25 protein-coding genes and 1 tRNA gene are annotated in these 25,066 nt (G+C 67.8%); 16 read left to right on the forward strand and 10 right to left on the reverse strand.

The window, feature by feature from the left end; genetic code table 11:
* The gene (gene pepN, locus ASE34_RS09430; protein ID WP_056278699.1) at positions 1-2,553 is read right to left on the reverse strand and encodes an aminopeptidase N; all 2,553 of its coding nucleotides are present in this window, start codon (positions 2,551-2,553) and stop codon (positions 1-3) included.
* A 124-nt stretch (positions 2,554-2,677) separates the two neighbouring features.
* Between pepN and ASE34_RS09435 the strand changes: the two genes are divergently transcribed.
* Genes ASE34_RS09435 through ASE34_RS09455 form a run of 5 tightly spaced genes read left to right on the forward strand, consistent with a single transcriptional unit; the run spans position 2,678 to position 7,543 of the window.
* Positions 2,678-3,862, forward strand: coding sequence for a ferrochelatase (locus ASE34_RS09435; protein WP_056278700.1), 1,185 nt, complete (start codon positions 2,678-2,680; stop codon positions 3,860-3,862).
* Positions 3,863-3,899: 37 nt separating this feature from the next.
* A complete protein-coding gene (locus ASE34_RS09440) occupies positions 3,900-4,385 on the forward strand; it encodes a ribose-5-phosphate isomerase (protein WP_053096034.1) in 486 nt (161 codons plus the stop codon).
* Position 4,386: 1 nt separating this feature from the next.
* Positions 4,387-5,385 (forward strand): Fpg/Nei family DNA glycosylase, encoded by a 999-nt coding sequence (locus ASE34_RS09445; protein ID WP_056278701.1) that lies wholly within the window; start codon positions 4,387-4,389, stop codon positions 5,383-5,385.
* 23 nt (positions 5,386-5,408) lie between these two features.
* Complete coding sequence (locus ASE34_RS09450; protein ID WP_053096036.1) at positions 5,409-6,050, forward strand: FMN-binding negative transcriptional regulator; 642 nt, start codon at positions 5,409-5,411, stop codon at positions 6,048-6,050.
* Positions 6,047-7,543, forward strand: a complete 1,497-nt coding sequence (locus ASE34_RS09455) for an amidohydrolase (RefSeq protein WP_056278702.1) — start codon at positions 6,047-6,049, stop codon at positions 7,541-7,543. The genes ASE34_RS09450 and ASE34_RS09455 overlap by 4 nt, the downstream gene beginning before the upstream one ends.
* Positions 7,544-7,600: 57 nt before the next feature.
* Here the strand turns inward: ASE34_RS09455 and ASE34_RS09460 are convergent, their stop codons facing one another.
* On the reverse strand, positions 7,601-8,086 hold the full coding sequence (locus tag ASE34_RS09460; protein ID WP_053096038.1) for a Dps family protein: 486 nt from the start codon (positions 8,084-8,086) through the stop codon (positions 7,601-7,603).
* A 140-nt stretch (positions 8,087-8,226) separates the two neighbouring features.
* Here ASE34_RS09460 and ASE34_RS09465 point away from each other — a divergent pair, with 140 nt between their 5' ends.
* Both ASE34_RS09465 and ASE34_RS09470 read left to right on the forward strand, forming a co-directional pair.
* Entirely contained in the window at positions 8,227-8,763 is a 537-nt protein-coding gene (locus ASE34_RS09465) for a gamma carbonic anhydrase family protein (RefSeq protein ID WP_056278703.1), read from the forward strand.
* Between the two features lie 29 nt (positions 8,764-8,792).
* Positions 8,793-8,866 (forward strand) — tRNA-Ile (locus ASE34_RS09470).
* Here ASE34_RS09470 and ASE34_RS17545 read toward each other — a convergent pair.
* From ASE34_RS17545 to ASE34_RS09495, 6 genes are all read right to left on the reverse strand, one after another.
* The gene (locus ASE34_RS17545; RefSeq protein ID WP_082586582.1) at positions 8,848-9,474 is read right to left on the reverse strand and encodes a hypothetical protein; all 627 of its coding nucleotides are present in this window, start codon (positions 9,472-9,474) and stop codon (positions 8,848-8,850) included. The two genes, ASE34_RS09470 and ASE34_RS17545, sit on opposite strands and share 19 nt — an antisense overlap.
* Positions 9,471-10,304 carry an endonuclease/exonuclease/phosphatase family protein gene (locus tag ASE34_RS09475; RefSeq protein WP_235567478.1) on the reverse strand — a complete coding sequence of 278 codons (834 nt, stop codon included), beginning with the start codon at positions 10,302-10,304 and terminating at the stop codon, positions 9,471-9,473. The genes ASE34_RS17545 and ASE34_RS09475 overlap by 4 nt, the downstream gene beginning before the upstream one ends.
* Positions 10,301-11,131 carry a glycosyltransferase family 2 protein gene (locus tag ASE34_RS09480; protein ID WP_230100815.1) on the reverse strand — a complete coding sequence of 277 codons (831 nt, stop codon included), beginning with the start codon at positions 11,129-11,131 and terminating at the stop codon, positions 10,301-10,303. The genes ASE34_RS09475 and ASE34_RS09480 overlap by 4 nt, the downstream gene beginning before the upstream one ends.
* A gap of 77 nt (positions 11,132-11,208) precedes the next feature.
* Positions 11,209-11,541: a hypothetical protein gene (locus ASE34_RS09485; protein ID WP_056278704.1), complete on the reverse strand. Its 333-nt coding sequence runs from the start codon at positions 11,539-11,541 to the stop codon at positions 11,209-11,211.
* A gap of 86 nt (positions 11,542-11,627) precedes the next feature.
* A complete protein-coding gene (locus ASE34_RS09490; RefSeq protein WP_056278705.1) occupies positions 11,628-12,566 on the reverse strand; it encodes a helix-turn-helix transcriptional regulator in 939 nt (312 codons plus the stop codon).
* Positions 12,547-13,299 carry an exonuclease domain-containing protein gene (locus tag ASE34_RS09495; RefSeq protein ID WP_056279053.1) on the reverse strand — a complete coding sequence of 251 codons (753 nt, stop codon included), beginning with the start codon at positions 13,297-13,299 and terminating at the stop codon, positions 12,547-12,549. Before ASE34_RS09495 ends, ASE34_RS09490 begins: the two co-directional genes overlap by 20 nt.
* A gap of 80 nt (positions 13,300-13,379) precedes the next feature.
* On the opposite strand from ASE34_RS09495, the gene ASE34_RS09500 reads away from it, so the two are divergent.
* Positions 13,380-14,279 carry an alpha/beta fold hydrolase gene (locus ASE34_RS09500; protein ID WP_056278706.1) on the forward strand — a complete coding sequence of 300 codons (900 nt, stop codon included), beginning with the start codon at positions 13,380-13,382 and terminating at the stop codon, positions 14,277-14,279.
* Here the strand turns inward: ASE34_RS09500 and ASE34_RS09505 are convergent.
* Complete coding sequence (locus tag ASE34_RS09505; RefSeq protein WP_053096043.1) at positions 14,251-14,724, reverse strand: Lrp/AsnC family transcriptional regulator; 474 nt, start codon at positions 14,722-14,724, stop codon at positions 14,251-14,253. The two genes, ASE34_RS09500 and ASE34_RS09505, sit on opposite strands and share 29 nt — an antisense overlap.
* A gap of 168 nt (positions 14,725-14,892) precedes the next feature.
* On the opposite strand from ASE34_RS09505, the gene pdhA reads away from it, so the two are divergent.
* Genes pdhA through ASE34_RS09520 form a run of 3 tightly spaced genes read left to right on the forward strand, consistent with a single transcriptional unit; the run spans position 14,893 to position 18,382 of the window.
* Positions 14,893-16,008 carry a pyruvate dehydrogenase (acetyl-transferring) E1 component subunit alpha gene (gene pdhA, locus ASE34_RS09510; RefSeq protein WP_056278707.1) on the forward strand — a complete coding sequence of 372 codons (1,116 nt, stop codon included), beginning with the start codon at positions 14,893-14,895 and terminating at the stop codon, positions 16,006-16,008.
* A gap of 2 nt (positions 16,009-16,010) precedes the next feature.
* On the forward strand, positions 16,011-17,021 hold the full coding sequence (locus ASE34_RS09515) for an alpha-ketoacid dehydrogenase subunit beta (protein ID WP_056278708.1): 1,011 nt from the start codon (positions 16,011-16,013) through the stop codon (positions 17,019-17,021).
* Positions 17,018-18,382 carry a dihydrolipoamide acetyltransferase family protein gene (locus tag ASE34_RS09520; RefSeq protein ID WP_056278709.1) on the forward strand — a complete coding sequence of 455 codons (1,365 nt, stop codon included), beginning with the start codon at positions 17,018-17,020 and terminating at the stop codon, positions 18,380-18,382. The genes ASE34_RS09515 and ASE34_RS09520 overlap by 4 nt, the downstream gene beginning before the upstream one ends.
* Here the strand turns inward: ASE34_RS09520 and ASE34_RS09525 are convergent.
* Positions 18,375-18,968 (reverse strand): TetR/AcrR family transcriptional regulator, encoded by a 594-nt coding sequence (locus ASE34_RS09525; protein ID WP_053096047.1) that lies wholly within the window; start codon positions 18,966-18,968, stop codon positions 18,375-18,377. The genes ASE34_RS09520 and ASE34_RS09525 overlap by 8 nt on opposite strands.
* Before the next feature lie 112 nt (positions 18,969-19,080).
* On the opposite strand from ASE34_RS09525, the gene ASE34_RS09530 reads away from it, so the two are divergent.
* The 5 genes from ASE34_RS09530 to ASE34_RS09550 are packed head-to-tail and all read left to right on the forward strand — an operon-like array spanning position 19,081 to position 25,043.
* On the forward strand, positions 19,081-20,634 hold the full coding sequence (locus ASE34_RS09530) for a carboxyl transferase domain-containing protein (protein ID WP_056279054.1): 1,554 nt from the start codon (positions 19,081-19,083) through the stop codon (positions 20,632-20,634).
* A 5-nt stretch (positions 20,635-20,639) separates the two neighbouring features.
* Positions 20,640-22,562 carry an acetyl/propionyl/methylcrotonyl-CoA carboxylase subunit alpha gene (locus tag ASE34_RS09535; protein WP_056278710.1) on the forward strand — a complete coding sequence of 641 codons (1,923 nt, stop codon included), beginning with the start codon at positions 20,640-20,642 and terminating at the stop codon, positions 22,560-22,562.
* Between the two features lie 2 nt (positions 22,563-22,564).
* Complete coding sequence (locus ASE34_RS09540) at positions 22,565-23,713, forward strand: acyl-CoA dehydrogenase family protein (protein ID WP_056278711.1); 1,149 nt, start codon at positions 22,565-22,567, stop codon at positions 23,711-23,713.
* Positions 23,714-23,760: 47 nt separating this feature from the next.
* Positions 23,761-24,240 (forward strand): MaoC family dehydratase, encoded by a 480-nt coding sequence (locus tag ASE34_RS09545; protein ID WP_056279055.1) that lies wholly within the window; start codon positions 23,761-23,763, stop codon positions 24,238-24,240.
* Positions 24,237-25,043 carry an HpcH/HpaI aldolase/citrate lyase family protein gene (locus tag ASE34_RS09550; RefSeq protein WP_056278712.1) on the forward strand — a complete coding sequence of 269 codons (807 nt, stop codon included), beginning with the start codon at positions 24,237-24,239 and terminating at the stop codon, positions 25,041-25,043. The genes ASE34_RS09545 and ASE34_RS09550 overlap by 4 nt, the downstream gene beginning before the upstream one ends.
* The last annotated feature ends 23 nt before the right edge of the window (positions 25,044-25,066 follow it).

The following is a 25,066-nucleotide window of genomic DNA, read 5'->3' on the forward strand; positions in this document are numbered from 1 at the left end:
TCAGTCCTCTGCGTCGCGAGACTGCGCGGCGAGCGACCGCTCGACGTCTGCGAGGTTCTCGAGCACGAGACGACGGAGTGCCGGTGCGGCGTCCTGATTCGCGGACAGCCAGGCCCGAGTCGCGTCGCGCAGTTCGACATCCGCGATGGCGGTGGGGAACAGGCCGACGATGAGGTACTGCGCGATCTGGTAGCTGCGGGACTCCCAGATCGGCACGAGCATGTCGAAGTACGCGGGAACGAACTCGCGGAGCGATTCGGCGCCCGCCGGGTGGACGAAGCCGAGTGCGGCCGAACGCACGATCGTGTTCGGAGCGTCGTCACGATCGATCAGCGAGGCCCACGCGGCCTTCTTCGAGGCGGAGTCCGGCAGCGCGGCACGGGCCTGCGCGGCGAACTCGCCGCCCTTCGAGGTGTTGTCCGAGGACAGCGCGGCATCGATGGATGCTGCGTCCGTCGCGCCGATCGTGGCGAGGCCCACGAGGAGCTGCCAGCTGAGGTCCGCGTCGATCTCGAGACCGGGAAGCGTCTCCTCGCCGGAGCGCAGTCGACCCACGATGCCGGCGTGCTCGGGAGTGACGAGCGCGTTCGCGAACGCCGTCACGAACTGGAGCTGGCTGTCGCTGCCCGATTCGGCGGATTCTGCGAGTGCCCAGAGACCGTCGGCGACCTTCTGGCGGGCCGCCAGGCGGTCCTCCGGCGTGACGTAGAGCGTCGCAGCCGTGCGCAGTTGCGCAAGGGTCGTACGGACCGTGGTCGACTCCGTCTCGCGGCCGATGTTCCCCAGCACCAGATCGATGTAATCGGATGCGGCGGTCTCGGCGTCGCGGGTCTGATCCCACGCCGCTCCCCACACGAGCGAGCGTGCGAGGGGATCACTGATGTCTGCGAGGTGCTCGATCGCCGTGGCGAGGGAACGGTCATCGAGGCGGATCTTCGCGTAGGCGAGATCGTCATCGTTGAGCAGCACCAGGTCGGGGCGCTTGAGGCCGTGCAGCTCGGGGACTTCGGTGCGGTCTCCGTCGACGTCGACCTCGGCATAGTGCGACCGCACGAGTGCGCCGTCCTGGAGGTTGTAGAAGCCGATGCCGAGGCGGTGAGGGCGGATGGTGGGGTAGTCCGCGGGAGCAGTCTGTGTCACGGCGAACCGCGTGATGGTGCCGTCGACGTCGTCGGCGATCACCGGTTCGAGCGTGTTCACGCCCGCGGTCTCGAGCCACTTCTTCGACCAGGTGCTCAGATCGCGACCGCTGGTGGCCTCGAGCTCAGTGAGCAGATCGCTCAGCTCGGTGTTGCCCCACGAGTGCTTCTGGAAGTACTGCGAGACACCCGCGAAGAACTCCTCGATGCCGACCCAGGCGGCGAGCTGCTTGAGAACCGAGCCGCCCTTCGCGTAGGTGATGCCGTCGAAGTTCACCTGCACGTCTTCGAGATCGTTGATCTCGGCCACGATCGGGTGGGTGGACGGAAGCTGATCCTGACGGTAGGCCCAGGTCTTCTCCATCGCGTTGAACGTGGTCCATGCCTCGGTCCACTCGGTGGCCTCGGCGGTCGCGATCGTCGACGCCCACTCGGCGAACGATTCGTTCAGCCAGAGGTCGTTCCACCACTTCATCGTGACGAGGTCGCCGAACCACATGTGTGCGAGCTCATGCAGGATCGTGACGACGCGACGCTCCTTGACGGCGTCGGTCACCTTGCTGCGGAAGACGTAGGTCTCGGTGAAGGTCACCGCGCCCGCGTTCTCCATGGCGCCGGCGTTGAACTCCGGGACGAAGAGCTGGTCGTACTTCGCGAACGGGTAGGGGACGCCGAACTTCGACTCGAAGTATGCGAATCCCTCGCGGGTCTTGTCGAAGATGTAGTCGGCGTCGAGGTGCTGCCAGAGGCTCTTGCGTCCGTAGACGCCGAGCGGGATCACCCGGCCCGAGGCGCTGGTGAGCTCGGAGAACGTCGCTTCGTAGGGCCCGGCGACGAGCGCGGTGATGTACGAGGAGATGCGCGGGGTGGGCTCGAAGCCCCAGGTGGCGACCGAGTGGTCGTCGTGCACGATGGGCTCGGGCGTGGGGGAGTTGGAGACGACCTTCCACGACGCCGGTGCGGTGACCGTGAACTGGAACGTCGCCTTGAGGTCGGGCTGCTCGAACACCGCGAACACGCGTCGGGAGTCGGGGACCTCGAACTGCGAGTAGAGGTAGACCTCGCCGTCCACGGGATCGACGAACCGGTGGAGTCCCTCTCCGGTGTTCGTGTAGAGGCAGTCCGCGTCGACCACGAGAACGTTCTCGGCCTGCAGACCGGCGAGTGCGATGCGCGAGTCGGCGAAGACCTCGTCGGGGTCCAGCTGCTCGCCGTTCAGCGAGATCTCGCGCACGTCGCGGGCGATCAGATCGATGAAGGTGGTGCTCTCCGGCGTCGCGGTGAACCGGACGACGCTGCGGGAGCCGAAGACCTCCGCACCCTTCGTCAGGTCGAGCGAGACTTCGTACGACTGAGTGTCGATGACGTCGCGGCGCTCCTGCGCTTCGATGCGGGTGAGGTTCTCTCCAGGCACAGCTGTACTCCCAGGGGTGAGGGGATGCTGCCGCAACCCAGCGCAGTTGGCGCCCACGGCAACCATGACAGCCTACGCCAGCACGGCGGCCTGTCTCACGTCTGGAAGGTGAAAGGATGGAGGGGTGACCGCGATCGAGCCGAACCACGTCCTCTTTGCCTCTGCTGCCGCTGCCGAAGGTGCGCCCTACGTATCGACGCCGACGGCGTACGACGGCATCCTGCTCGCCGGATTCGGAGGGCCCGAGGGACAGGACGACGTCATCCCGTTCCTCCGCAACGTCACGCGCGGTCGCGGTATCCCCGATGAACGACTGGAAGAGGTGGCGCATCACTACCGTCACTTCGGTGGCGTGAGCCCGATCAACGGTCAGAACCGCATCCTCAAGGAGGCTCTGGAGGGCGAGCTCGCACGCCGCGGCATCGATCTTCCGGTGTACTGGGGCAACCGCAACTGGAGTCCGTACCTCGAGGAGGTCGTGACCGAGGCGGCCGCCGACGGGAAGACGACCCTGCTCGCGTTCGCCACCAGTGCCTACAGCTCGTTCTCGAGCTGCCGGCAGTATCGCGAGGACTTCGCACGGGTGCTCGAGGAGACGAAGCTCGGCGACAGGGTGACGATCGACAAGATCCGTCCCTTCTACGACCACCCCGGATTCGTCGAGTCGTTCGAGACGGGCGTCCGCGAGGCCGTGGAGGCGTTCCTCGGACAGGGCATCGCCCCCGTGGACATCCAGATCCTGTTCTCGACCCACAGCATCCCGACGGCCGACGCGGAGCGCTCCGGTGCGCGGGACATCGACTGGGGCGAGGGCGGCGCCTACGCGGCGCAGCACCTCGCGGTAGCCGCGTGGGTCATGGATCGAGTCCGCGAGAGCATCCCCGAGGCGGCGGACGTGTCGTGGGAGCTCGTCTACCAGTCCCGTTCGGGTCCCGCCTCGCAGCCGTGGCTGGAGCCGGATGTGTGCGACGTCATCGGCGAACTCCCCGAGCGCGGTCGGAAAGCCGTGGCGGTCGTGCCGGTCGGTTTCATGAGCGACCACATGGAGGTCCTCTGGGACCTCGACACCGAGGCGGCCGAAGCGGCGGAAGAGGCCGGTCTGGCTTTCACACGCACTCCCACGCCCGGGGTGGCGCCGTCATTCGTCACCGGCATCGTCGACCTGATCGTCGAGCGGCTGGAAGGCCGCCCCAACGAGGAGCGCCCTCATGTGACGTCGCTGCCGGGTGCGTTCGACGTGTGCCGTCCGGGCTGCTGCGAGAACGTCCGCGCCGGATTCAAGCCGGCCGCCGCCGGCGTGGCCCCGTGAGCACCCGCTGACCCGCGGCGCTTCTAGGATGGATGCCATGCGCATCCATATCGCCACCGATCACGCCGGTCTCGACTTCTCCACGCAGCTACAGGATCACCTCCGCGGCGCGGGACACGAGGTCGTGGACCACGGGCCGATCGAGTACGACGCGCTCGACGATTACCCCGCATTCTGCATCCGTGCGGCGCAGGCCGTCGTCGCGGATCAGGCGGCCGGTGTCGAGACGCTCGGTGTGGTGTTCGGCGGCTCCGGCAACGGCGAGCAGATCGCCGCGAACAAGGTCGAGGGCGTCCGTGCCGCGCTGGTGTGGAACACGTCGACCGCCGAGCTGGCCCGCCAGCACAATGACGCGAACGTGATCTCGATCGGGGCGCGGCAGCATTCCTTCGACGAGGTCACCTCGTTCATCGACACCTTCATCGCGACGCCGTTCTCGGAGGACGAGCGCCACATCCGCCGAATCGGTCAGATCGCGGACTTCGAGCGCAACGGCTCGCTGCTCCCGGATCCGAGAGCCTGAGATGCCCGAGGGACATTCGGTCCACCGCATCGCGCGCCAGTTCGACCGTAACTTCGTCGGCAAGCAGATGCTCGCCTCGAGCCCCCAGGGACGATTCGCCGAGGGGGCGGCCGTCCTGAACGGTCGTGAGGCGATCAGCGTGCAGGCGGTGGGGAAGCAGATGTTCCTCGAGGCCGAAGGCGATGTGTGGCTTCGGGTGCACCTTGGCCTGTACGGCGCGTGGGACTTCGCCGGCGACATCCTGGTCGACCCGACGATCGCCTCTGCGAACGGCCGCATGGGCCAGACGAACCAGCGCGGAACTGTGGTCGACGAGGAGATCCTCGACGATGCCGGAGAGAACTCGCTCGCCTCGATCGGCGCACCTCGCCGGACTCGGGTGCACGTGCGCATGTCGGAGCAGACGAAGGGGCTCGCCGACGAGGGACTCGAATGGCCCCCACCGGTCGTCGGTCAGGTTCGACTGCGTCTGATGACCGACATCACGGCTGCCGATCTGCGCGGCCCCACGGCCTGCGTGCTCCAGAGTCCGGAGGAGATGCTCGCTAGCGTCGCCAAGCTCGGCCCGGATCCCCTCGTGGGGGATCCCGCGCAGAACGAGGAGCGCTTCGTGCAGGCGGTCCGTAAGAAGCAGACGGTGATCGCACTTCTGCTGATGGATCAGGCCGTGGTCAGCGGCATCGGAAACGTGTATCGGGCGGAGATGCTGTTCCGACAGCGGCTGAACCCCCACACGCCCGGCCGCGAGGTGCCCGAGGAGGTCGTGCGAGCACTGTGGCGCGACTGGGTGCGGCTGCTGGCCGTCGGTGTGGAGACCGGCCAGATGATGACCATGGATGATCTGTCGCCCGACGCCTATCGGGCGGCGATGGCGAGCCGCGACGATCGCCACTGGGTCTACCATCGTGCCGGTCTGCCGTGTCGTATCTGCGGCACCGAGATCGCCCTCGAGGAGATCGGCGCCCGCAAGCTGTACTGGTGCCCGCGCTGCCAGGCCTGACCGGTCAGCCGTAGGCTGAGAGGATGCGTCAGAACCCCAGTTTCACGCTCGCTGATGTGGCCGAGATCCGTCGGGTCATCGATGCCGATCCGTGGGCGACCATAGTGAGCGACGGACCGGAGGGCCTCGTCTCCTCTCACTACGTCGTGCTGCTCGACCAGGATCGCGATGATCTCACGGTCGTCGGTCACGTCGGCCGGCCCGACGACCTGATCCACGGCTTGGGCGAGAGGGAACTGCTCATCGTGTTCCAGGGGCCGCACGGCTACATCTCACCGGGCTGGTATGGCGATGTCCCGTCCGTTCCGACGTGGAACTACACGGCCGTTCATCTTGCCGGAGTTCCCGAGATACTCAGCGACGAAGAGAATCTCGCCGTTCTCGATCGACTCGTCGACCGTTTCGAGGGGCGGATGCCGGAGCCACGGCAGATGTGGGAACGGCCGAACGACCCCGCGTTCATCACACGGCTGGCCGCAGGGACGGTGGGATTCAGGCTCACCCCGACACGCGTCGTCGCCAAACGCAAACTGAGTCAGAACAAGCCGGCCGAGACAGTGGAGACCATCATCGCCGAACTCGAGGCCGATGGGCCGTACGCACAGCCCGCCCTCGCCGCCGAGATGCGTCGCGCCCAGCAGGCGCGCGTCGGAGCCCGCTCGTGACCGGAGCCGCAGACAGCGTGGCCACCCTGTCGGGCGTCCGGGTCTCAGGACCGGGCAAGGAGTTCCTGATCGACGACGAGCCCGTCGACATCTTCATCGAAGACGGCCGGATCAGCGACATCGCCCCCGCCGGAGCGCTGCCGCCACAGGGGCGCATCCTCGACGGCAACGGAGCGTGGGCCGTGCCGGGCCTCTGGGACAACCACGTGCACACGGTGCAGTGGGCTCTGGCCGCCGAACGCGTCGCTCTCGGTGGCGCGGGCTCCGCGTCGGAGGCGGCTGCGATCATGTCCTCCGCGGCGCCCCTCCCGGACGGGCGGAAGGTCGGCAGCGGGTTCCGTGATGCGATGTGGCCCGATCAGCCCTCGCTCGCACTTCTCGACAGCGCCACGGGAGAAGTGCCCACCTATCTCATCAACGCGGATGTGCACAGCACGTGGCTCAACTCGGCGGCGTTGCGGCTCGAGGGCTTCGACAGTCCGGACGGGATGCTCAGAGAGGAGCAAGCCTTCGAGATCTCCCGTCGCCTGAACGCCGTCGACCCGGAACGCGGCGACAGAGCGGTCCGCGACGCGGGGGAGAGGGCCGCCTCTCGAGGCATCACCGGCCTGGTGGACTTCGACATGGCCTGGAACGCCGATGCCTGGCCGCGGCGTATCCGTGCCGGGTTCGCTGCCCATCGTGTCGAGTTCGCCATCTACCCTTTCGACCTCGGACGTGCGATCCGCGCCGGGCTCCGGTCGGGCGAGCTGCACGAGGCGGCGGACGCACCGGAAGCCGGGCGCGGCCTGATCCGGATCGGGCCGCTGAAGATCATCAGCGACGGCTCGCTGGGCACGCGCACCGCGGCCTGCTCGCATTCGTATCCTGGCGATCCCGAGAACTTCGGGGTGCTCAATGTACCGACCGCCGAGCTCGCCGAGCTGCTCACGACCGCCACCGGCGCAGGGCTCTCGGTCGCGGTGCATGCGATCGGTGATCGCGCCGTCACCGGGGCGCTGGACGCCTTCACGGTGTCGGGTGCCGTCGGAACCATCGAGCACGCTCAGCTGGTGCGGCACTCCGACCTCGCGCGGTTCGGCAGGCTCGGCGTCATCGCGAGTGTGCAACCGCAGCACGCGCTCGATGACAGGGATCTGGTCGGCCGGCACTGGGCCGGGCAGACGTCGATCGGCTATCCGCTCAGTGCCCTCCGAGACGCCGGTGTGGAGATCCGCTTCGGATCCGACGCTCCCGTGGCTCCCCTCGATCCCTGGCAGGCGATCGCCGCGGCGGTCACCCGCACGGACGATGATCGCGACCCCTGGCACCCCGAAGAGCGACTGACGAGGGAACAGGCGATCCAGGCGAGCGTCCGCACGGCTCTGCGTCCGGGGGAGGCCGCAGACATCGCCCTGTGCGGCTACGACCCGCTCTCCGCATCAGGTGCGGATCTGCGAGGGATGCCGGTCATGGCGACGATGGTCGCCGGGCGGCTGACCTACGGCGGATGAGCGCGAGAACGAAGAAGGGCACCGGAAGCCCGGTGCCCTTCTTCGTCGCGTGGGTGCTCAGGCTGCGATGTGCGACACGAGGAACCAGCGGTCCTTCTCGAGCCCGCGCATGATCTCGATCGCGACGTCCTGGCTCGTGAGGTCGACCTCGTCGAGCCCGTCGATCGCCGCCTTCACGTCGACGAGGATCGCGTCGATGTCGGAGATGACGGCGCGCACGAGCTCATCGGACTGGGTGAAGCCAGCCGGAACCGACGTCGCACCGCCCTTGGCGGCGACGGCGCTGATGCGCGCGTCGATCGGGAGACCGAGGGCGACGATCCGCTCGGCGGCCGTGTCGGCGAAGTCGCCGGCGTGCGCGACGATGGTGTCGAGAAGCTCATGAACTCCGACGAAGTTGGCGCCGCGGACATGCCAGTGCGCCTGCTTGCCGTCGATCGTCAGCGCCTGGAGACCGAGCACGACGGGGGAGAGGAACTGAGACGCTGCAGCGGCCACGGTCGGGTCGCTGGCGGTGGTGGAAACGGTCTGTACCTTGCTCATTGTGACTCCTCCGGAGTTGTCTCTTCGTGCCTGATGAGGACAACGCTACTCGTCTGAAATCATTCCGCAAGCAAGCGAAGGCTCGGCTTAGTGGCCCGGAATCACGCGGAAATCCGGGCTTGGGAGGATAGTCTCACCTTATGAGCATCGCTGCCGGAGCCTCCGTCCTCGCCCTGCCGGGGAAGTCCCCGTGGATCGCCGCCGACGCGTTCATCGCCGAGGGCGCACGCATCGTGGGAGACGTGTCGCTGGCCGAGGGTGCGAGTGTCTGGTACAACGCGGTCCTTCGAGGCGACTCTGCCTCCATCGCGGTCGGACGCGACAGCAACGTCCAGGACAACGTCTCGGTCCATGTCGACGCGGCGCATCCGGTCGTCATCGGCGCGAAGGTGTCGATCGGTCACAACGCGGTCGTCCATGGGTGCACGATCGGAGACGGTTCGCTCATCGGCATGGGAGCCGTCGTGCTCAGCGGGGCCGTCATCGGCGCCGGCTGTCTCATCGCCGGTGGAGCCGTCGTGCTCGGAGGCACAGAGGTGCCAGACGGATCACTGGTGGCCGGGGTGCCCGCGAAGGTGCGCCGAGCGCTCAGCGACCAGGAGCGTGCCGACCTGATCGCGAACGCCGACGTCTACCTCGCGCACGTCCGGACCCACGCCGCGGCGACACCGATCTGATCGGAATCGACCGATAGGCTGGTCCTTACGGGGCGGTGGCCAAGCTGGTTAAGGCAGTGGGCTCATAACCCAACGATCGCGGGTTCAAGTCCCGCCCGCCCTACTCCTGCTCCGCTTCGCAGCGACGTCATCGGTCGACCGCTGTCGATCGAGGGACGACGTCGCGAGGACTGTTCCGGCGGCGATCCCGCCCAAGGCGCCGAAGACCATGTCGCCGATCGTGTCCTGGTAGGTGACGAAGATCTCGTCACTGAGGTAGGCCCAGCCGAGCCACTCGATCATCTCCCACACCGCGCTCAGCGCCAGCGCCAGGACGGGTGCGAGGATCAGCGAGGTGCGTCGGCTGGCGCCCGAGTCGCGAGTCAGGGGCACGACATCTGCCCGGGTGAGGATCAGTGCGGCGACGACCGTGAGAACCCCCGTGCAGATCAGGTGCAGGAGCAGGTCCCATCCGGGGATCGACCGGTACAGGTCGAGCACATTGCTCCACGCCGCCACGAGCACGGTGGCGCATACAGTGAGGTCGAACCACCCGCGCATGCCCAGAACTCGTGGCAGCATCAGAGCGGGAAGCGCAAGCGCCGCGATGCCGGCGTCGGTCGGGGCGAGCCATACCAGCGCGACGGCGACCCCGATGATGCCCACCGCCCGCACGACGTCGGCCGACCACTCCGTGACGGTGCGCGGCGGTCGCAGGAAGTCCTCTTTCACGGTGTCCTCCCCGTCAGGCGCAGGAGCGCCTGCACCGGGCGATGATCCGAGGGCGCGATCCCGTCGAAGACGTGTGCGTTCACTGCAGCGGCACGGACTCGGACATCCGGACTGACGAGCAGCCAATCGATGCGTCGACCGCCGACCTTCGGACGCCGATATCCGCTGAGGGTGCTCCACAGGGGCGTCAGCCGATCATCTGCCGCGCCCCAGGAGTCGCTCAGATCGGCGCGCGAGACGAGTGTGCGCAGGGCCTGGGAGCCGGGGCCCGCATTGAGGTCTCCCATCACGACCGTCGGAAGGGAGCGCGCACGAACCAGTGCGGCGATGACCTCGGCAGAACGTCGCCGAGACCGACGCGAGAGATGATCGAGATGGGTGTTGACGACCAGGAACCCGACCCCTGTCGACCTGTCCCTGAACTCCGCGGAGACGACGATGCGAGGAAAGAGCGCTCCCCATGACAGGCTGCCCGGCTCGTCGATCCGTGTCGAGAGAGCGTGCTGGTCCCACCCGCGCAGCTCCAGCCGCGACGCGTCGTAGAGGATGGGTGTTCCCTCACCAGTGCCATCGCGGTTCCTCCCTCTGCCGATGAACCGATGGTCCCGCCCGAGGGCGTCGGTGACGGCGTTCAGCGATCGGGGGAGCACTTCCTGCAGTCCGAGGACGGTCGGCCGCTCCGAGCGGATCATCTCGGCGACCGCAGGCTCGCGATGGCTCCAGCGGTCACGCTTCCGACGCAGGGCGCCTTCCATCGCGCGACGGATGTTGAACGACATCACGTGCAGGTCCGGTGCAGCAACGTGACCGATCAGCGGCACGACCGTCACCGGGCGCTCCGTCCCGCGGTGCTGAACAGGCGGCGGCGGACGATGAGCCGTCCCCAACGCAGGGGTGGGAAGTCGCGGGGCCAGTGCACGAGCACGCTACGGACGCCTCGGTGCACGCGTCGACCGAACTGTCCTGCGGTGAGCGGCCTCATCGACATCCCCATCGTGGTGTGCGGGAGCCGGGCGATGCGGTGGTTCTCGCCGAGGTGGAAGGCGAGGTCGAGGTCGTCGTGGATGTCGGGGTCTCCTCGGTGCACGTCGGACCGCACGGCCTGCCAGGCCTCCCTGCGGAACGCGAGATTGGATCCGAAGAGGGGCAGATGTCCGAGAGTGACGCTCAAGAGGGTCATATAGGCGCCGAGATAGAGCCGCGAGAGCGGCGTGCGCAGGGCTGCCGGCCCGTCCGTGAAGCGCGCGGGCCCAGTGATCGCCCCGAGGTGCTCGTCGTCGTCGAAGGCCGAGACGATGGCCGTGATCCACTGAGCATCCGGTTCGCAGTCCGCGTCGAGGCGCAGGATCAGTTCGCCGAGAGCCGCGTCATACCCGGTCGACGCTGCAGCGGGAATGCCGGGATCGAGACACGTCAGCACGCGCGCACCCCAGGCGAGGGCGACGGAGGCCGACGAGTCGGATGAGCCGTTGTCGACGACGATGATCTCGTCGGCCGGCTGGTCCTGGGCGTGCAGAGCGCTCAGGCAGCGCGCCAGCAGCTCGGCATCGTCCTTGACCGGGATGACCACTGACGTGGTGAGCCGTGTGCCCTGATTCGCCGTCGACGGAAGGCCATCGACCGCCTCCATCGTGTGCCCCTCGGTGTGTGCCGTCATCGGTTCGATCGTGGCATCACCCGACGTCGGGCGCGAGGGACTTGACACCGGCGGGTGCGTGCCGATGCCTGTGGACGTCAGCGAGTGCCCGCGGCGTCGAGGTCGGGCGAGGGGTCGATGACCTCGTCGACGAGCGTGATGCCCCCGCTCGAGTTGGCCGAATGAGCGAGATCCTCGATCCATCGGCGGCTGAGCTCGGGCGTCTCGCTCTCGTCGAAGACGAACCGCAGCGGGATCGACGGATGCAGCCAGACCGTCGAACGGCCTTCGGTGTCACCGTCGGGATGCTTCCACGTGAGTGTGAAGCTCTCGTTGCGACGCAACTTCGTCGCGACGACGACCTTGAGGTGCGCGAGCGCCCGATCTTCGATATGGATCGGCTCCGAGCCGCCGTAATAGAGAGAACCCATATCTCGGAATATATGTCTCAGTCGGCGCCGCTCTCGGCGTGCTGGTCGCGGCGCGCGACACGTGCGAACAATCTGTTCGCATAGTGTCATCGACGGTGCTTCGCCGCCGTCACAGAAGGAAGCACGCCGAAGCTCTCGCGATACGCCGCGGCGAAGCGAGACGGATGCGAGAAACCCCACCGTCGGGCCACCGCGGCGACCGTCGTCGGTGAGCCCGAACGCAGGTCGCGGTGCGCTCCATCGAGGCGCGCCTGCCTCAGCGACTCCGCCGGCGTCGTGTCGAGTGCGCGCCGAAAGGCGTATTGAAGGCCTCGCGTCGAGATGTGGACGGCAGCGGCGACGTCGTCGACCGTGATCGGCCGGTGCGAATTCTCGGCGATGAAGGCGAGGGCGCGACGCACCGTCGCCGGCGCCGGCATGCTCTGCGTCGGCCGATGCCGTTGCAGGCGACTCGTCGTCGCGAAGGCCGCGAGCGTCGTCGCCGCGGCATGGCGAGCCAGTTCGCTGCGCACGAGATCGTCATCGTCCGTATCGTCGACGAGATCCGCGGCGCTCATCTCGAGATACGCGAACATGCGATCCCAGGCGGCCCCGGCGTGCGCGGAGCGCGGAGCGAGATCGCCCACGCGGACGGATACGCGGTCGTCGCCACTGATCCTCTTCGCGAGGCGGGTCAGGGTGTCCCGCTCGAAGACGAGTGCCGTGACCCTCGCTCCCGCATCCCAGCGGGCGCGCACTCTCGGACCATCGGAGATCCAGGGGAGACTCGCATCGAGATCTCCTCGATCGGAGTACACCCGGGCATCGGGCCCATCGACACGGCAGACCAGCACCTGGTCCTGCGGTTCGGCTGTCGAGCGCACCTCGGCGGCGAGGTCGTAGCGCACGAGACTCACGGCACCGAGATCGGCAGAGTGCCAGTCGAAGCGGAAGCGTTGCGGGTCGACGTCGTGCAGTACGGCGGACGGGACGAACTGCTTCCAGGTGCTCTCGACACGCGAGACGTCACTGGTACGGAATCGCATCGCGGGGCACCTCCTGAACGGTTCGACGTGCACGGACCGGCCAGGTTCCGTCGAGGCGCTCATCAGGTTCGATGCGGCCCATCCGGATGAAGTACTCCGTGAGGCTCGCCGCCTGAGAGCGGGCCCACCCGATCTGGCGTGTGTGCAGCTCTTCCAGCGTATCCGGAAGCACGAACTGGCGGGCCAGAGCCTGCGCGACCCGGCCGGCGGCCACGGCATCCGCCGCCGCTTCGTGGGCGTCCTCGAGGCGCACCGCATAGAGGGCTGCGACCACCTCGAGCGTGCGCTTGCCCGGACGATAGCGGTCATAGGCCTTGTCGATCACGAGCGGGTCGATGATCGGTGAAGGGTCCTCCAGTGGCGGGATGCCGTGGCGATGCGACTCGTGCGCCAGGAGGGAGAAATCGTATGCGGCGTTGTAGGCCACGATCGGCACACCTTGAGAGAGCAGGGATCGCAGGGCCGCCGTGACCTCTCGGACCACCTCGGCGCCCTGCCGTCCGTGGCGGCGCGCGTGCTCGGTCGAGATCCCGTGCACGGCGGTGGCGCCGTCCGGAATCGGCATGCCGGGATCCGCGAGCCAGTCCCGTGCGGCGATCTCGCGGCCGCCGGCGTCGAGGAGCCCGACGTGTGCGCTGACGATGCGGTCGTGCTCCACGTCCACACCGGTCGTCTCGAGGTCGAACACGCCTACGCGAGTGATCCAGTGCGGGAGCGAGGGTGCCGGGGGCATGATCTCACCGTAGAACCGGGCTCCGACATCGGGGCGGAGGCACACGGGGATCCCGCATGCGACGACCCTAGACTTGATCCATGCCCGCGCCCTCTCCGTATGCCGACCGTCTGAGCCGACTGCCGGTCGTGCGTCATGAGGTCGAGGTCAGAGGCGGGACGACCGTGTACTGGGAGTACGGTCCCTCCGATGCAGATGTGACAGTCGTCGCCGTGCATGGATTCCGAGGCGAGCACCACGGTCTCGAGCCGGTTCTCGCGTTCCTCCCCGAGGTCCGGGTCATCTCTCCCGACCTTCCCGGCTTCGGAGAGACGGCGCCCGTCGCCGGGCGCTTGTACGATCTCGATGAGTACGTCGCGTGGCTGACCGAGTTCGCCGCTGCGGTGGCCCCCGCGGCGGTGATCCTCGGGCACTCCTTCGGATCGATCGTCGCCTCCGCGGCCGTGGCGGCAGGGCTCGAGACTCCGCGGCTGATCCTCATCAATCCGATCGGCGCACCCGCCCTCGAGGGTCCCAAGGGCATCATGACGCGGCTGGCCGTGCTGTACTACTCGCTCGGGGCGCGGCTGCCCGAGCGGCTGGGCACTGCTCTGCTGCGGAATCGACTGATCGTCAGAGTCATGAGCATCACGATGGCGAAGACGTCGGACCCGCAGCTGCGACGTTTCATCCACGATCAGCACGACACCTACTTCTCGCGCTTCGCCGACCGCGATGTCCTGCGGGACGCGTTCGTGACGAGCGTGTCGCATGATGTGAGCGAATTCGCCCGCTCGATCCCGACGCCGACTCTGCTCATCGCCGCTCAGCGCGACGACATCACACCGATCGAGGTCGAGCGGGAGCTCGCCACCAGATTCGATGACGCGACCCTCGTGGAGATCGCCGAGGTCGGACACCTGATCCATTACGAGACGCCTGCCGAGGCTGCAGGCGCCGTACGACGATTCCTCAGGATTCCCGTCTCGCGAGCCCGATGAGGCCGGCAACCCGGAAGGGGATGACCTCGCCCATGGCCAGGGAGGTCTCAGTCCGCTCGACTCCGTCGATCGACAGGATGCGCGCATCGGTGTCGAACAGGTGGCGGGCGTCCCTGCACGCGACGCGTGCAAGCAGATCGATCGATCCGCTGAGTCCGTGCGCCTGCACGACCTCGGGAATGCGCGCCAGTTCGTTGATGATCCGCGGCAATTCGGTCTGACGCACGCCGATGCTCACGAACGCCTGAAGGGGGAACCCCAGCACGTCGGTCGAGAACGACCGCTCGTACGACTGGAAGATCCCTGTCTGCTCGAGTCGCGCCATGCGCGCCTGGATGGTGTTGCGGGAGAGTCCGAGATTCTCTGCCAGCGCCACGATCGTCACGCGAGGGTCATCGGCGAGTGCGGCGAGAAGTTCCAGATCAATGCGGTCAAGTCCGGCCATAGTGCCAAACGATAGCAGGGAGGATGCACCCCAGATTTGGCAACATGCTCAAGCCGCTCTCGATTGCTTGAGCGAGGTGATGAGCGGACGTACTCTCAAGTGAACCGGCGCTGAGGCCGGGGCCGCGCGTAGAACCCGTGACGACGGCCACGAACGAGGAGGACGACGATGTCACCCCAGATCACTCCGATCGCCGACATGGCGCAGGATCTCGAACTCGCGGAGCGCATCCTCGCGCCGGACGGCGAGCGCGTCGCGAACACTCGTCTCGACGGGTTCGTCGCCGACATCGACGGTGCCGGACTGCGCGCGCTCCACCGCGACATGGTCATCCTCCGGCGCATCGACGCGGAGGGGGTGGCCCTCCAGCGTCAGGGCCAGCTGGGTCTCTGGGCGCCATGCCAGGGGCAGGAGGCGACCCAGATCGGAACCGCGAGGGCGCTCGCACCGCAGGATTACGTCTTCCCGAGCTACCGCGAAACGGGTGTCATCTATGCACGGGGCGCGCAGCCGGGCGACTTCGTCCGTATGTGGCGTGGTGAAGAGGGCGCGGGTCACGACCCCGCAGCACTCCGCGTCGCTCCGTTGCAGATCATCATCGGAGCGCAGACGCTCCACGCGGTCGGGTATGCGCTCGGCATCCGTCACGAAGATGCGGACGAGGTCGCCGTCACCTACTTCGGCGACGGTGCCACGAGCCAGGGAGATGTGAACGAGGCGATGATCTTCGCGTCCTCGTATCAGGCTCCGGTGGTGTTCGTCTGCCAGAACAACCACTGGGCCATCTCGGAGCCGGTGTCGGTGCAATCGCAGTATCCGATCGCCGGACGCGCGCCCGGCTTCGGCATCCCGAGCCTGCGCGTGGACGGCAACGACGTGCTGGCCTGCATGGCCGCGATGCGCTGGGCTCTCGCGCACGCGCGGTCCGGACAGGGCCCCGCCTACATCGAGGCCGTCACATATCGCATGGGTCCGCACACGACAGCCGACGACCCGACCCGCTACCGCAGCGACGACGAACTCGAGGCATGGCGTGAGCGTGACCCGATCGCCCGGCTGGAGGCACACCTGCGATCGATCGGCGAGCTCGACGACGAGCAGCTCGCGGACACGCAGAGAGCGGCGGACGCCGCGGCTCGAGACATGCGCGCCGAGTGCCTGGGCATGGTGACGCGTCCTCCGCTCGCGGTGTTCGACGGCGTCTACGCAGAGCCGCACTCCGGCCTCGAGCGGCAGCGCGACGAGTACGCCGCGTACCTCGCGTCGTTCGACGGCGAGGCGTGAGCATGACTCAGATCACTCTCGGAAAGGCGCTCGGAGCAGGTCTACGACGGGCGATGCGCGACGACGACAAGGTCGTGCTGCTGGGCGAGGACATCGGCAAGCTCGGAGGCGTCTTCCGCATCACGGATGGACTCCTCGACGAGTTCGGGCCCCAGCGTGTCATCGACACGCCCCTCGCTGAATCCGGCATCGTCGGCATGGCGGTCGGGTTGGCGTTCCGCGGCTATCGGCCTGTGGTCGAGATCCAGTTCGACGGTTTCGTCTATCCGGCCTTCGACCAGATCGTCGCGCAGGTGGCGAAGCTGCACTACCGGACGCAGGGCCGAGTGAAGATGCCGATAACGATCCGCATCCCCTGGGCGGGAGGCATCGGTGCGGCCGAGCATCACTCGGAATCGCCTGAGGCGTACTTCGTGCACACCGCAGGGCTCCGTGTGATCGCGGTCTCCAATCCGGAAGACGCCTACCGGAGTCTTCGCCAGGCGATCGCGTCGGACGACCCGGTGATCTTCTTCGAGCCGAAGCGGCTCTACCACCACAAGGGCGATGTCGATCTCGACGCCCCGCTCGCGGATGCCGCCCCCATGGGACTCGCGCGAGTCGTCCGCACAGGCGATGATGCGACGCTCATCACCTACGGGGCGATGGTGACGACCGCGCTGCAGGCCGCCGAGGCCGCCGAAGACGATGGCATCTCGCTCGAGGTCATCGATCTGCGTTCGCTGTCGCCGGTCGACTACGACACCGTGGCGACGTCGGTCCGCAAGACCGGCCGTGTCGTCGTCGCGCACGAGGCGTCGCGAGAGGCCGGTATGGCGGCTGAGGTGATCGCGAGCGTCACGGAGCGCTGCTTCGAGTACCTCGAGTCGGCGCCGTTGCGCGTGACCGGACACGACGTCCCGTACCCGCCGGCGAAGCTCGAGAAATACCATCTGCCGGATCTCGACCGACTGCTGGACGCCGTCGACCGGGTGCTCGACCGTCCGAACAGCCTGACGGGAGCAGACGCGTGAACGCGGAGTTCAGACTGCCCGACCTCGGAGAAGGACTCACAGAGGCGGAGGTCGTCCAGTGGCTCGTCGCTCCCGGCGATGTCGTCGCGCTCAATCAGACTCTCGCCGAGGTCGAGACCGCCAAGGCGATCGTCGAGTTGCCTTCTCCGCACGCAGGCGTCGTCACAGCCCTGCATGCTGCGGCGGGGGAGACCGTCGCAGTGGGCGCGCCGCTGATCGAGTTCGATGTCGAGGGAGCCGACGACGCTTCGTCTGCCGCCTCGGATGGCGGCGGTGCTGAGGAGAAGGCGCAACCCAACCTCGTGGGCTACGGAGCTGCGCCATCAGCATCCGGGCGACCGGCCCGACGTGCCAGACGTGCGGTCGGCGGACGGGCGGCGACCGACACGGCCGTGCTCGAAGCGGCGCCGCACGACGCGTCGCCGACCGTGAGCGTCGAGGTCGTCGCCGAGCGGCCGCGCTCCACTCCGCCCGTGCGTGCGTATGCCAAGCGTCTCGGGATCGATCTCGTGCTGGTGGCGGCGACGGTGGGGGATCGCGTGATCACCCGCGGGGATGTCGACGACTACGCGTCTCGCACGGCGACGACCGCAGAACAGGTCGATCCCGCGCCTCCCCGACCGCGGGTTCCGGACGATGCCGCGAGCCTCCGTGATGGCTCTCGGGAGACGCGGATCCCCATCCGCGGAGTTCGCAAGCACACGGCTGCGGCGATGGTCGAGAGCGCGTTCACCGCACCGCACGTCACGGTCTTCCACACGGTGGATGTCACGGCGACGATGGACCTCATCGCCTCGCTGCGGGGCGACCGCTCACTCTCGGAGCATCGGATCGGTCCGCTTGCGGTGGTGGCGAAAGCGGCCTGTCTCGCCTTGAGTCGCACGCCCGGGCTCAATGCCCGATGGGACGAGTCCGCGGGCGAGATCGTGCAGTTCGGATACGTGGACCTCGGGATCGCCGCAGCGACCGAGCGGGGACTCATCGTGCCTCACATCCGCGACGCCGAGTCTCTGACACTCACGGAGCTCGCCGATGCGGTGGCATCTCTCGCCGTCACCGCGCGGGAAGGACGCACATCTCCTGTCGAGCTGGCGGGCGGCACCTTCTCCATCTCGAACATCGGTGTGTTCGGCATCGACTCGGGCACCCCCATCCTGCCTCCGGGGCAGTCGGGAATCCTCGCCGTCGGCGCCGTCCGGCGCCTTCCGTGGGAGTACCGCGGTGAGATCGCCCTTCGCCAGGTGATGACTCTCAGCCTGTCGTTCGACCACCGCATCGTCGACGGGGCGGAGGGAGCGAGGTTCCTCAAGGACGTCGCGGACGTGTTGGAGGAACCTGGGAGGGCGATGCTGCTCAGGTAGTCGCTCGGAGCGCTGATTCCGCCATCGCGGCGAGCACTGTCGCGGTGGCGGAGCGCTGCCGGGACGCCGCGCGCGTGCTGTGCGGTGTCGAGTTGATGAGCCCGAAGCACGCTTGCACCCGCAGACGAAGCTCGTCGGCGTCGGCATCGACCAGAGGGCTCAGGGTCTCGATCCAGAGCTCGATGTATGCGCGCTGCAGCCGGCGGACCTCGGCATGATCCTGAGCGGCGAGATGCGCGACGTCCCGGTCATGCACTCGGATCACATCCGCGTGACCCAGCGCGAACTCCACGTGGAAGGCGACGAGCGCGCGGATGCGCTCCTCGGGTGTGGACCCGCCCGCCGCGACACTCGTGCCGCCCGAGACCAGGTCATCGCTCACCTGGACGAGCACGGCGCCGAGCAGCGCCTGCTTGCCGGCGAAGTGGCGGTAGACCGCCGGTCCGGAGACGCCTACGGCGGCGCCGATGTCTTCGAGGCTCACACCGTTGTATCCGCTCTCGGCGAAGAGCCGTGCGGCTTCTCGGAGGATGGCGTCAGACCGCTCCGCCTTGGCGCGGTCTCGCGCAGTGGGAGGGCTTGTCATCTCAGTTAATCCTCGCTAACCTGATGCGATCGGTTAGTGAACACTAACCGAGAAAGCATCGAATGCGCCAGGGCGATGACGCCGGCGCGATGTGGTCGAGGAGGACGTCACGATGCCCGCAACCCAGCAGTCTCTCGCTGCCGAGCTGCACGAACGACTGGCCGTCGCCGCTCAAGGGGGGCCGCAGGCGTCCCGGGAACGGCACATCGAGCGCGGCAAGCTCCTCCCGCGTGATCGCGTGACCAGACTCCTCGACGAGGGCAGCCCCTTCGTCGAGATCGCCCCGTTGGCGGCCGACGGACTGTACGGGGGAGAGGCGCCAGCCGCGGGAGTCATCGCGGGGATCGGCCTCGTCCACGGCAGGCACGTGATGGTCGTGTGCAACGACGCGACAGTCAAGGGCGGAACCTACTATCCGCTCACGGTCAAGAAGCACCTGCGCGCACAGGAGATAGCGCTCGAGAATCGACTTCCGTGTCTCTACCTCGTCGACTCCGGCGGCGCCTTCCTCCCCAAGCAGGACGAGGTGTTCCCGGACCGCGAGCACTTCGGACGCATCTTCTTCAACCAGGCCAGGATGTCCGCGGAGGGGATCCCGCAGCTGGCCGCCGTGCTCGGTTCGTGCACGGCGGGCGGAGCCTATGTCCCCGCGATGAGTGACGAGACCGTCATCGTGCGCGGCCAGGGGACGATCTTCCTCGGCGGCCCTCCGCTCGTGAAAGCGGCGATCGGTGAGATCGTGTCGGCGGAGGAGCTCGGCGGCGGCGAACTGCACGCCCGGCGCAGCGGGGTGGTCGACCATCTCGCCGAGGATGAGGAGCACGCACTCGAGATCCTGCGCGACATCGTCGCCACCCTGCCGTCGCCCCTCGCTCCGGTCTGGGACGTGGTCGAGTCGCGTCGGCCGTCCGAACCCGGCTCGCTCTATGACGTCGTCCCGGTCGACGTCAACACCCCGTACGACGTGCACGAGGTGATCGATCGGCTGATCGACGGCGACACGTTCCGCGAGTTCAAGAAGGAGTACGGCACGACCCTCGTCACCGGGTTCGGGCGCCTGCACGGGCACCCGGTCGGGATCGTCGCGAACAACGGAGTGCTCTTCAGCGAATCCGCCCTCAAGGGCGCGCACTTCATAGAGCTCTGCGACCAACGCGGCATCCCTCTGGTGTTCCTGCAGAACATCTCCGGCTTCATGGTCGGATCGGAAGCCGAAGCGGGCGGCATCGCGAAGGACGGAGCGAAGATGGTCACCGCCGTCGCCAGCACCCGCGTGCCGAAGCTCACCGTCATCATCGGCGGATCCTTCGGGGCCGGCAACTACTCCATGTGCGGACGTGCGTACTCGCCTCGCTTCCTGTGGACGTGGCCGGCCAGCCGTATCTCGGTGATGGGCGGCGCCCAGGCGGCCTCCGTTCTCGGGACGGTGAAGGACGACCAGCTGACGGCTCGCGGACAGGCGTGGAATACCGACGAGAGGCTCGCGTTCGAACAGCCCATCCGGGAGCAGTACGAGACCCAGGGTGAGCCGTACTACGCCACCGCCCGCCTGTGGGACGACGGCATCATCGACCCCGCCCAGACCCGCGACCTGCTGGGGCTCGCCCTCGATGTGGTCGCGCGAAGCCCTCTGCCCGAGCCGCGTTTCGGCCTCTTCCGGATGTGACCGCAATGACGAACAGTGTCCCCACCTCCCATCGTTTCGACAGCGTCCTCGTCGCCAATCGAGGCGAGATCGCACGCCGGGTCATCCGCACTCTCAGTGCGATGGGCATCCGCAGCGTCGCCGTCTACAGCGATGCGGATGCCGACGCCCCCCATGTGCGCGAGGCCGATCAAGCCGTGCGGATCGGCCCGGCGCCGGTCGCCGAGTCGTACCTCGACATCGATGCCGTCATCGCCGCAGCCCGCGCGACCGGAGCGCAGGCCATCCATCCGGGCTACGGATTCCTCTCGGAGAGCGTCGGGCTGGCCGAGGCATGCGCGGAGAGCGGCATCGTCTTCATCGGTCCGTCGGTCGACGCACTCCAGATCATGGGAGACAAGGCGAAGGCCCGCGACCATGTCGTGCGATCCGGGGTCCCGGTGGTGCCGGGTTTCGATGCGAGAGGACTGTCGGACGCGGAGATCGCTGACGAGGCCGACGCTGTCGGCTACCCGCTGCTCGTCAAGCCGAGTGCGGGCGGCGGCGGCAAGGGTATGGAGGTCGTCGAGGCGGCATCCGGGCTCAGCGCCGCACTGGCGTCCGCTCGACGGGTGGCGCGTTCGGCGTTCGGTGACGACTCCCTGATCCTGGAGCGGCTCATCCGACGCCCCCGGCACATCGAGGTGCAGGTGTTCGGCGACGCTCACGGAACGGTGATCACCCTCGGCGAGCGCGAGTGCACGCTGCAGCGACGTCACCAGAAGGTGATCGAGGAGGCTCCCTCTGCGGGGATCCCCGAGTCGACGAGGGACCGACTCCTCGAAGCCGCCACGCAGGCCGCACAGAGCGTCTCGTACGTCGGCGCCGGAACCGTGGAGTTCCTCATCGACGCCGATCTTCCGGACCAGGTCTTCTTCATCGAGATGAACACCCGTCTGCAGGTCGAGCACCCCGTCACCGAGGAGGTCACCGGCCTCGACCTCGTCGCCCTGCAGATCCACGTCGCGGCAGGCGGACTTCTCGACCCTGCGCCGGGTCTGCACGGTCACGCCGTCGAGGCGCGCGTGTACGCGGAATCGCCGGAGCGCGGATTCCTGCCCTCGACCGGACGCGTGCTGCTGTTCGATCCGCCGCGCGGCGTGAGGGTCGATGCGGCCGTGGAGACGGGCAACGACGTGACCGGATTCTACGACCCGATGATCGCGAAGATCATCGCGTTCGCTGACGACCGGACCACCGCGCTCCGCCTGCTCGATGAGGCTCTGAGCAGGACCGTCGTGCTGGGTGTGGACACGAACATCGGGTTCTTGCGCACACTCTGCCGCGATGAGCGGGTCACGGCCGGGGACCTCGACACGGGACTCATCGAGACGCTTCTGCCGCTCGTCGAGGAGCCGCCATCGCCGACGATGCTGGCCGCCGCACGGCGAACCGTCTCAGGCACGGATGACGCGGTCGGCGCGACCAGGGCGAGTCAGCGAGCGGGCGCGGTGTGGCAGGACCTCACGCAGGACGATCGGCGCGAGATCTCCTTCCGGACCGAACGCGGCGAGGTCATCCCCGCGCCTGCATCCAGCGGCTCGCGGTCGCGCGCCATCGCTGCGGTGGACGACGACGGTGCGGTCTGGGTCAGCGAGGACGGACGCACCGTGCGCCTGGAGCCTCTCGATCGCCGAGCCCTGTTGCTGCACCGTCTGCAGCAGAGGGAGCAGAGCGAGTCCGCGAACGGTCCGGATGCGAGAGCTCCGATGCCGGGAAGCGTGGTGGCCGTGCATGTCCGCGACGGCGACGTCGTGACCGCCGGCACGCCGCTCGTCTCGATCGAGGCGATGAAGATGGAGCACCCGGTGCTGGCGCCCCAGGACGGGACGGTGCGCCTCATGGTCGCCGTCGGCGATCAGGTTCGACGCGACCAGCCGGTCGCGCACATGACGACGGAGGAGAAGTGACGATGCATGAGCTGACCGATGAAGAGCGCGAACTCGCGGCGATGGTGCGCGAGTTCGCCGAGACGGTCGTCGCGCCGCAGTCCTACGAGGCGGACCGCACGCACACGCTGTCGATGGACGTGGTCGCCCAGATGGGTGACCTCGGGCTGTTCGGCCTGCCGTTCCCCGAGGAGTACGGGGGTCAGGGCGGCGACTACATGGCGCTGGGCATCGCGATCGAGGCGCTCGGACGCGTCGACCAGTCCATCGCCATCACGCTCGAAGCCGGAGTCAGCCTCGGTGCGATGCCCGTCTTCCGCTTCGGCACCGAGGAGCAGAAGCAGGAGTACCTGCCGGACCTGCTCGCCGGCCGAGCGCTCGCGGGCTTCGGCCTCACCGAGCCGGAGGCCGGGAGCGACGCGGGAGCGACCCGGACCACCGCCCGGCTCGACGGCGACGAATGGGTCATCGACGGGTCGAAGCAGTTCATCACCAATTCAGGAACGCCCATCACGCGTTTCGTCACGGTCACCGCGGTCACCGGGAACGAGGGGGGCCGCAAGCAGATCTCAACCATCATCGTGCCCAACGGCGCACCCGGTTTCACCGTCGAGGCGCCGTACGACAAGGTCGGGTGGAACGCGTCCGACACGCATCCGCTCAGCTTCACCGGGGCACGGGTCCCCGCCGGCAACCTCCTGGGCGAGCAGGGGAGCGGCTTCCGCAACTTCCTGAGCATCCTCGACGAGGGCCGCATCGCGATCGCCGCGCTGTCGACCGGCGCCGCGGAGGGCTGCCTCGAGGCAGCCGTCGAGTATGCGAAGAGTCGCACCATCTTCGGCAGCGCCCTCAGCACGCGACAGAACGCGCAGTTCACCCTCGCGCGCATGCGTGCCCGAGTGCACACGGCACGGCTCGCCTGGCACCATGCGGCACGGCTCCGTGACGCCGGGCGGCCGTTCGCGGAGCAGGCGGCGATCGCGAAGCTCGTGGCGGGCGAGGCCGCGATGGACAACGCCAGGGATGCGACGCAGATCTTCGGCGGCAACGGCTTCATGAACGAGTTCCCGGTGGCCCGTCACTATCGCGACTCGAAGATCCTCGAGATCGGCGAGGGCACCACCGAGGTGCAGCTCCTCGTGATCGCGCGAGCGCTGGGGCTCGCCGGGTAGCGTGGCAGGATGCCATCCGCTCAGCGAACCGAGGAGGTGAGGTGATCATGCACGACATCGTCCAGCGTGGTCTCTTCTTCGAGGAGTTCGTCACCGATGCCCGATATCTTCATCGCCCTGGGCGCACCGCGACCGAGGCCGACAACGTCCTCTTCACGACGCTCACGATGAACACCCAGGCGCTGCACCTCGACGCCGCCTTCGCCGATGGGCAGCAGCCGTTCGGTGCGCGTCTGATCAACTCGATGTGGACGCTCTCGACCATGGTCGGGGCATCCGTCGCGCAGCTCACGCAAGGCACCCTGGTGGCTCAGCTCGGGTTGGGCGAGATCGCCTTCCCGCATCCGCTGTTCGCCGGTGACACGCTGTACACCGAGAGCGTGGTCGTCGACAAGCGGCTCTCGACGTCACGAGCGGGGCAGGGGATCGTGACCATCGCGCATACCGGACGCAACCAGGACGGCACAGTCGTCGCCACCGCGACCCGAACGGTGCTCGTGCACTGTCTTCCCGAGGGGGAACGATGAGCTTCGATCTCGGACCGGCACTGCTCTTCTGCCCTGCCGATCGACCCGAACGGTTCCGCGGCGCCCTCGAGAAGGCGGACGCTGTCATCCTCGACCTCGAAGACGCGGTCCTGGCCGAGGCGAAGGCCGCAGCTCGCGACAATCTCGTCGATGCCGACCTGGACCCCGATCGAGTGATCGTCCGCGTGAACGCACCGGGTTCCGACGCCTTCGTCTCAGACCTCGCCATGCTCTCTCAGACCGACTTCCGCACCGTGATGGTCGCGAAGACCGAGAGCGCTGAGAGCCTCACCGCTTTCGACGAGAGGTTCTCGTTGATCGCCCTGTGCGAGACGGCGAAGGGGATCCACGCGGCAGATCGCATCGCAGCACATCCGCAGGTCGTCGCGATGATGTGGGGCGCGGAGGATCTCGTCGCCTCCCTCGGCGGCACATCGAGCCGCACACCGGAGGGTGGCTATCGAGACATCGCGCGCTATGCCCGCTCCCGCGTTCTCCTCGAAGCGGGGGCACAGGGCAAGGGCGCCATCGACGCCGTGCACATCGAGATCGGCGATGTCGCAGGTCAGGAGGCCGAGGCTGTCGACGCTGCCGCGTCCGGGTTCGTCGCGACCGCGTGCATCCACCCGAGTCAAGTGGCGGTCATCCGCGCGGCGTACGCTCCGGACGACGCGACGCTCGAGTGGGCCCGCCGGGTTCTCGCCGCCTCAGCGAGCGAGCGAGGCGTGTTCCGCTTCGACGGACGCATGATAGACGAGCCCGTGCTGAGGCATGCTCGGTCGCTGCTCGGTCGCACCCGCTGATCGAACGACCTGTGGCGGTCTGT

The sequence above is a fragment of the Microbacterium sp. Root280D1 genome, assembly GCF_001428975.1.
Lineage (GTDB): Bacteria > Actinomycetota > Actinomycetes > Actinomycetales > Microbacteriaceae > Microbacterium.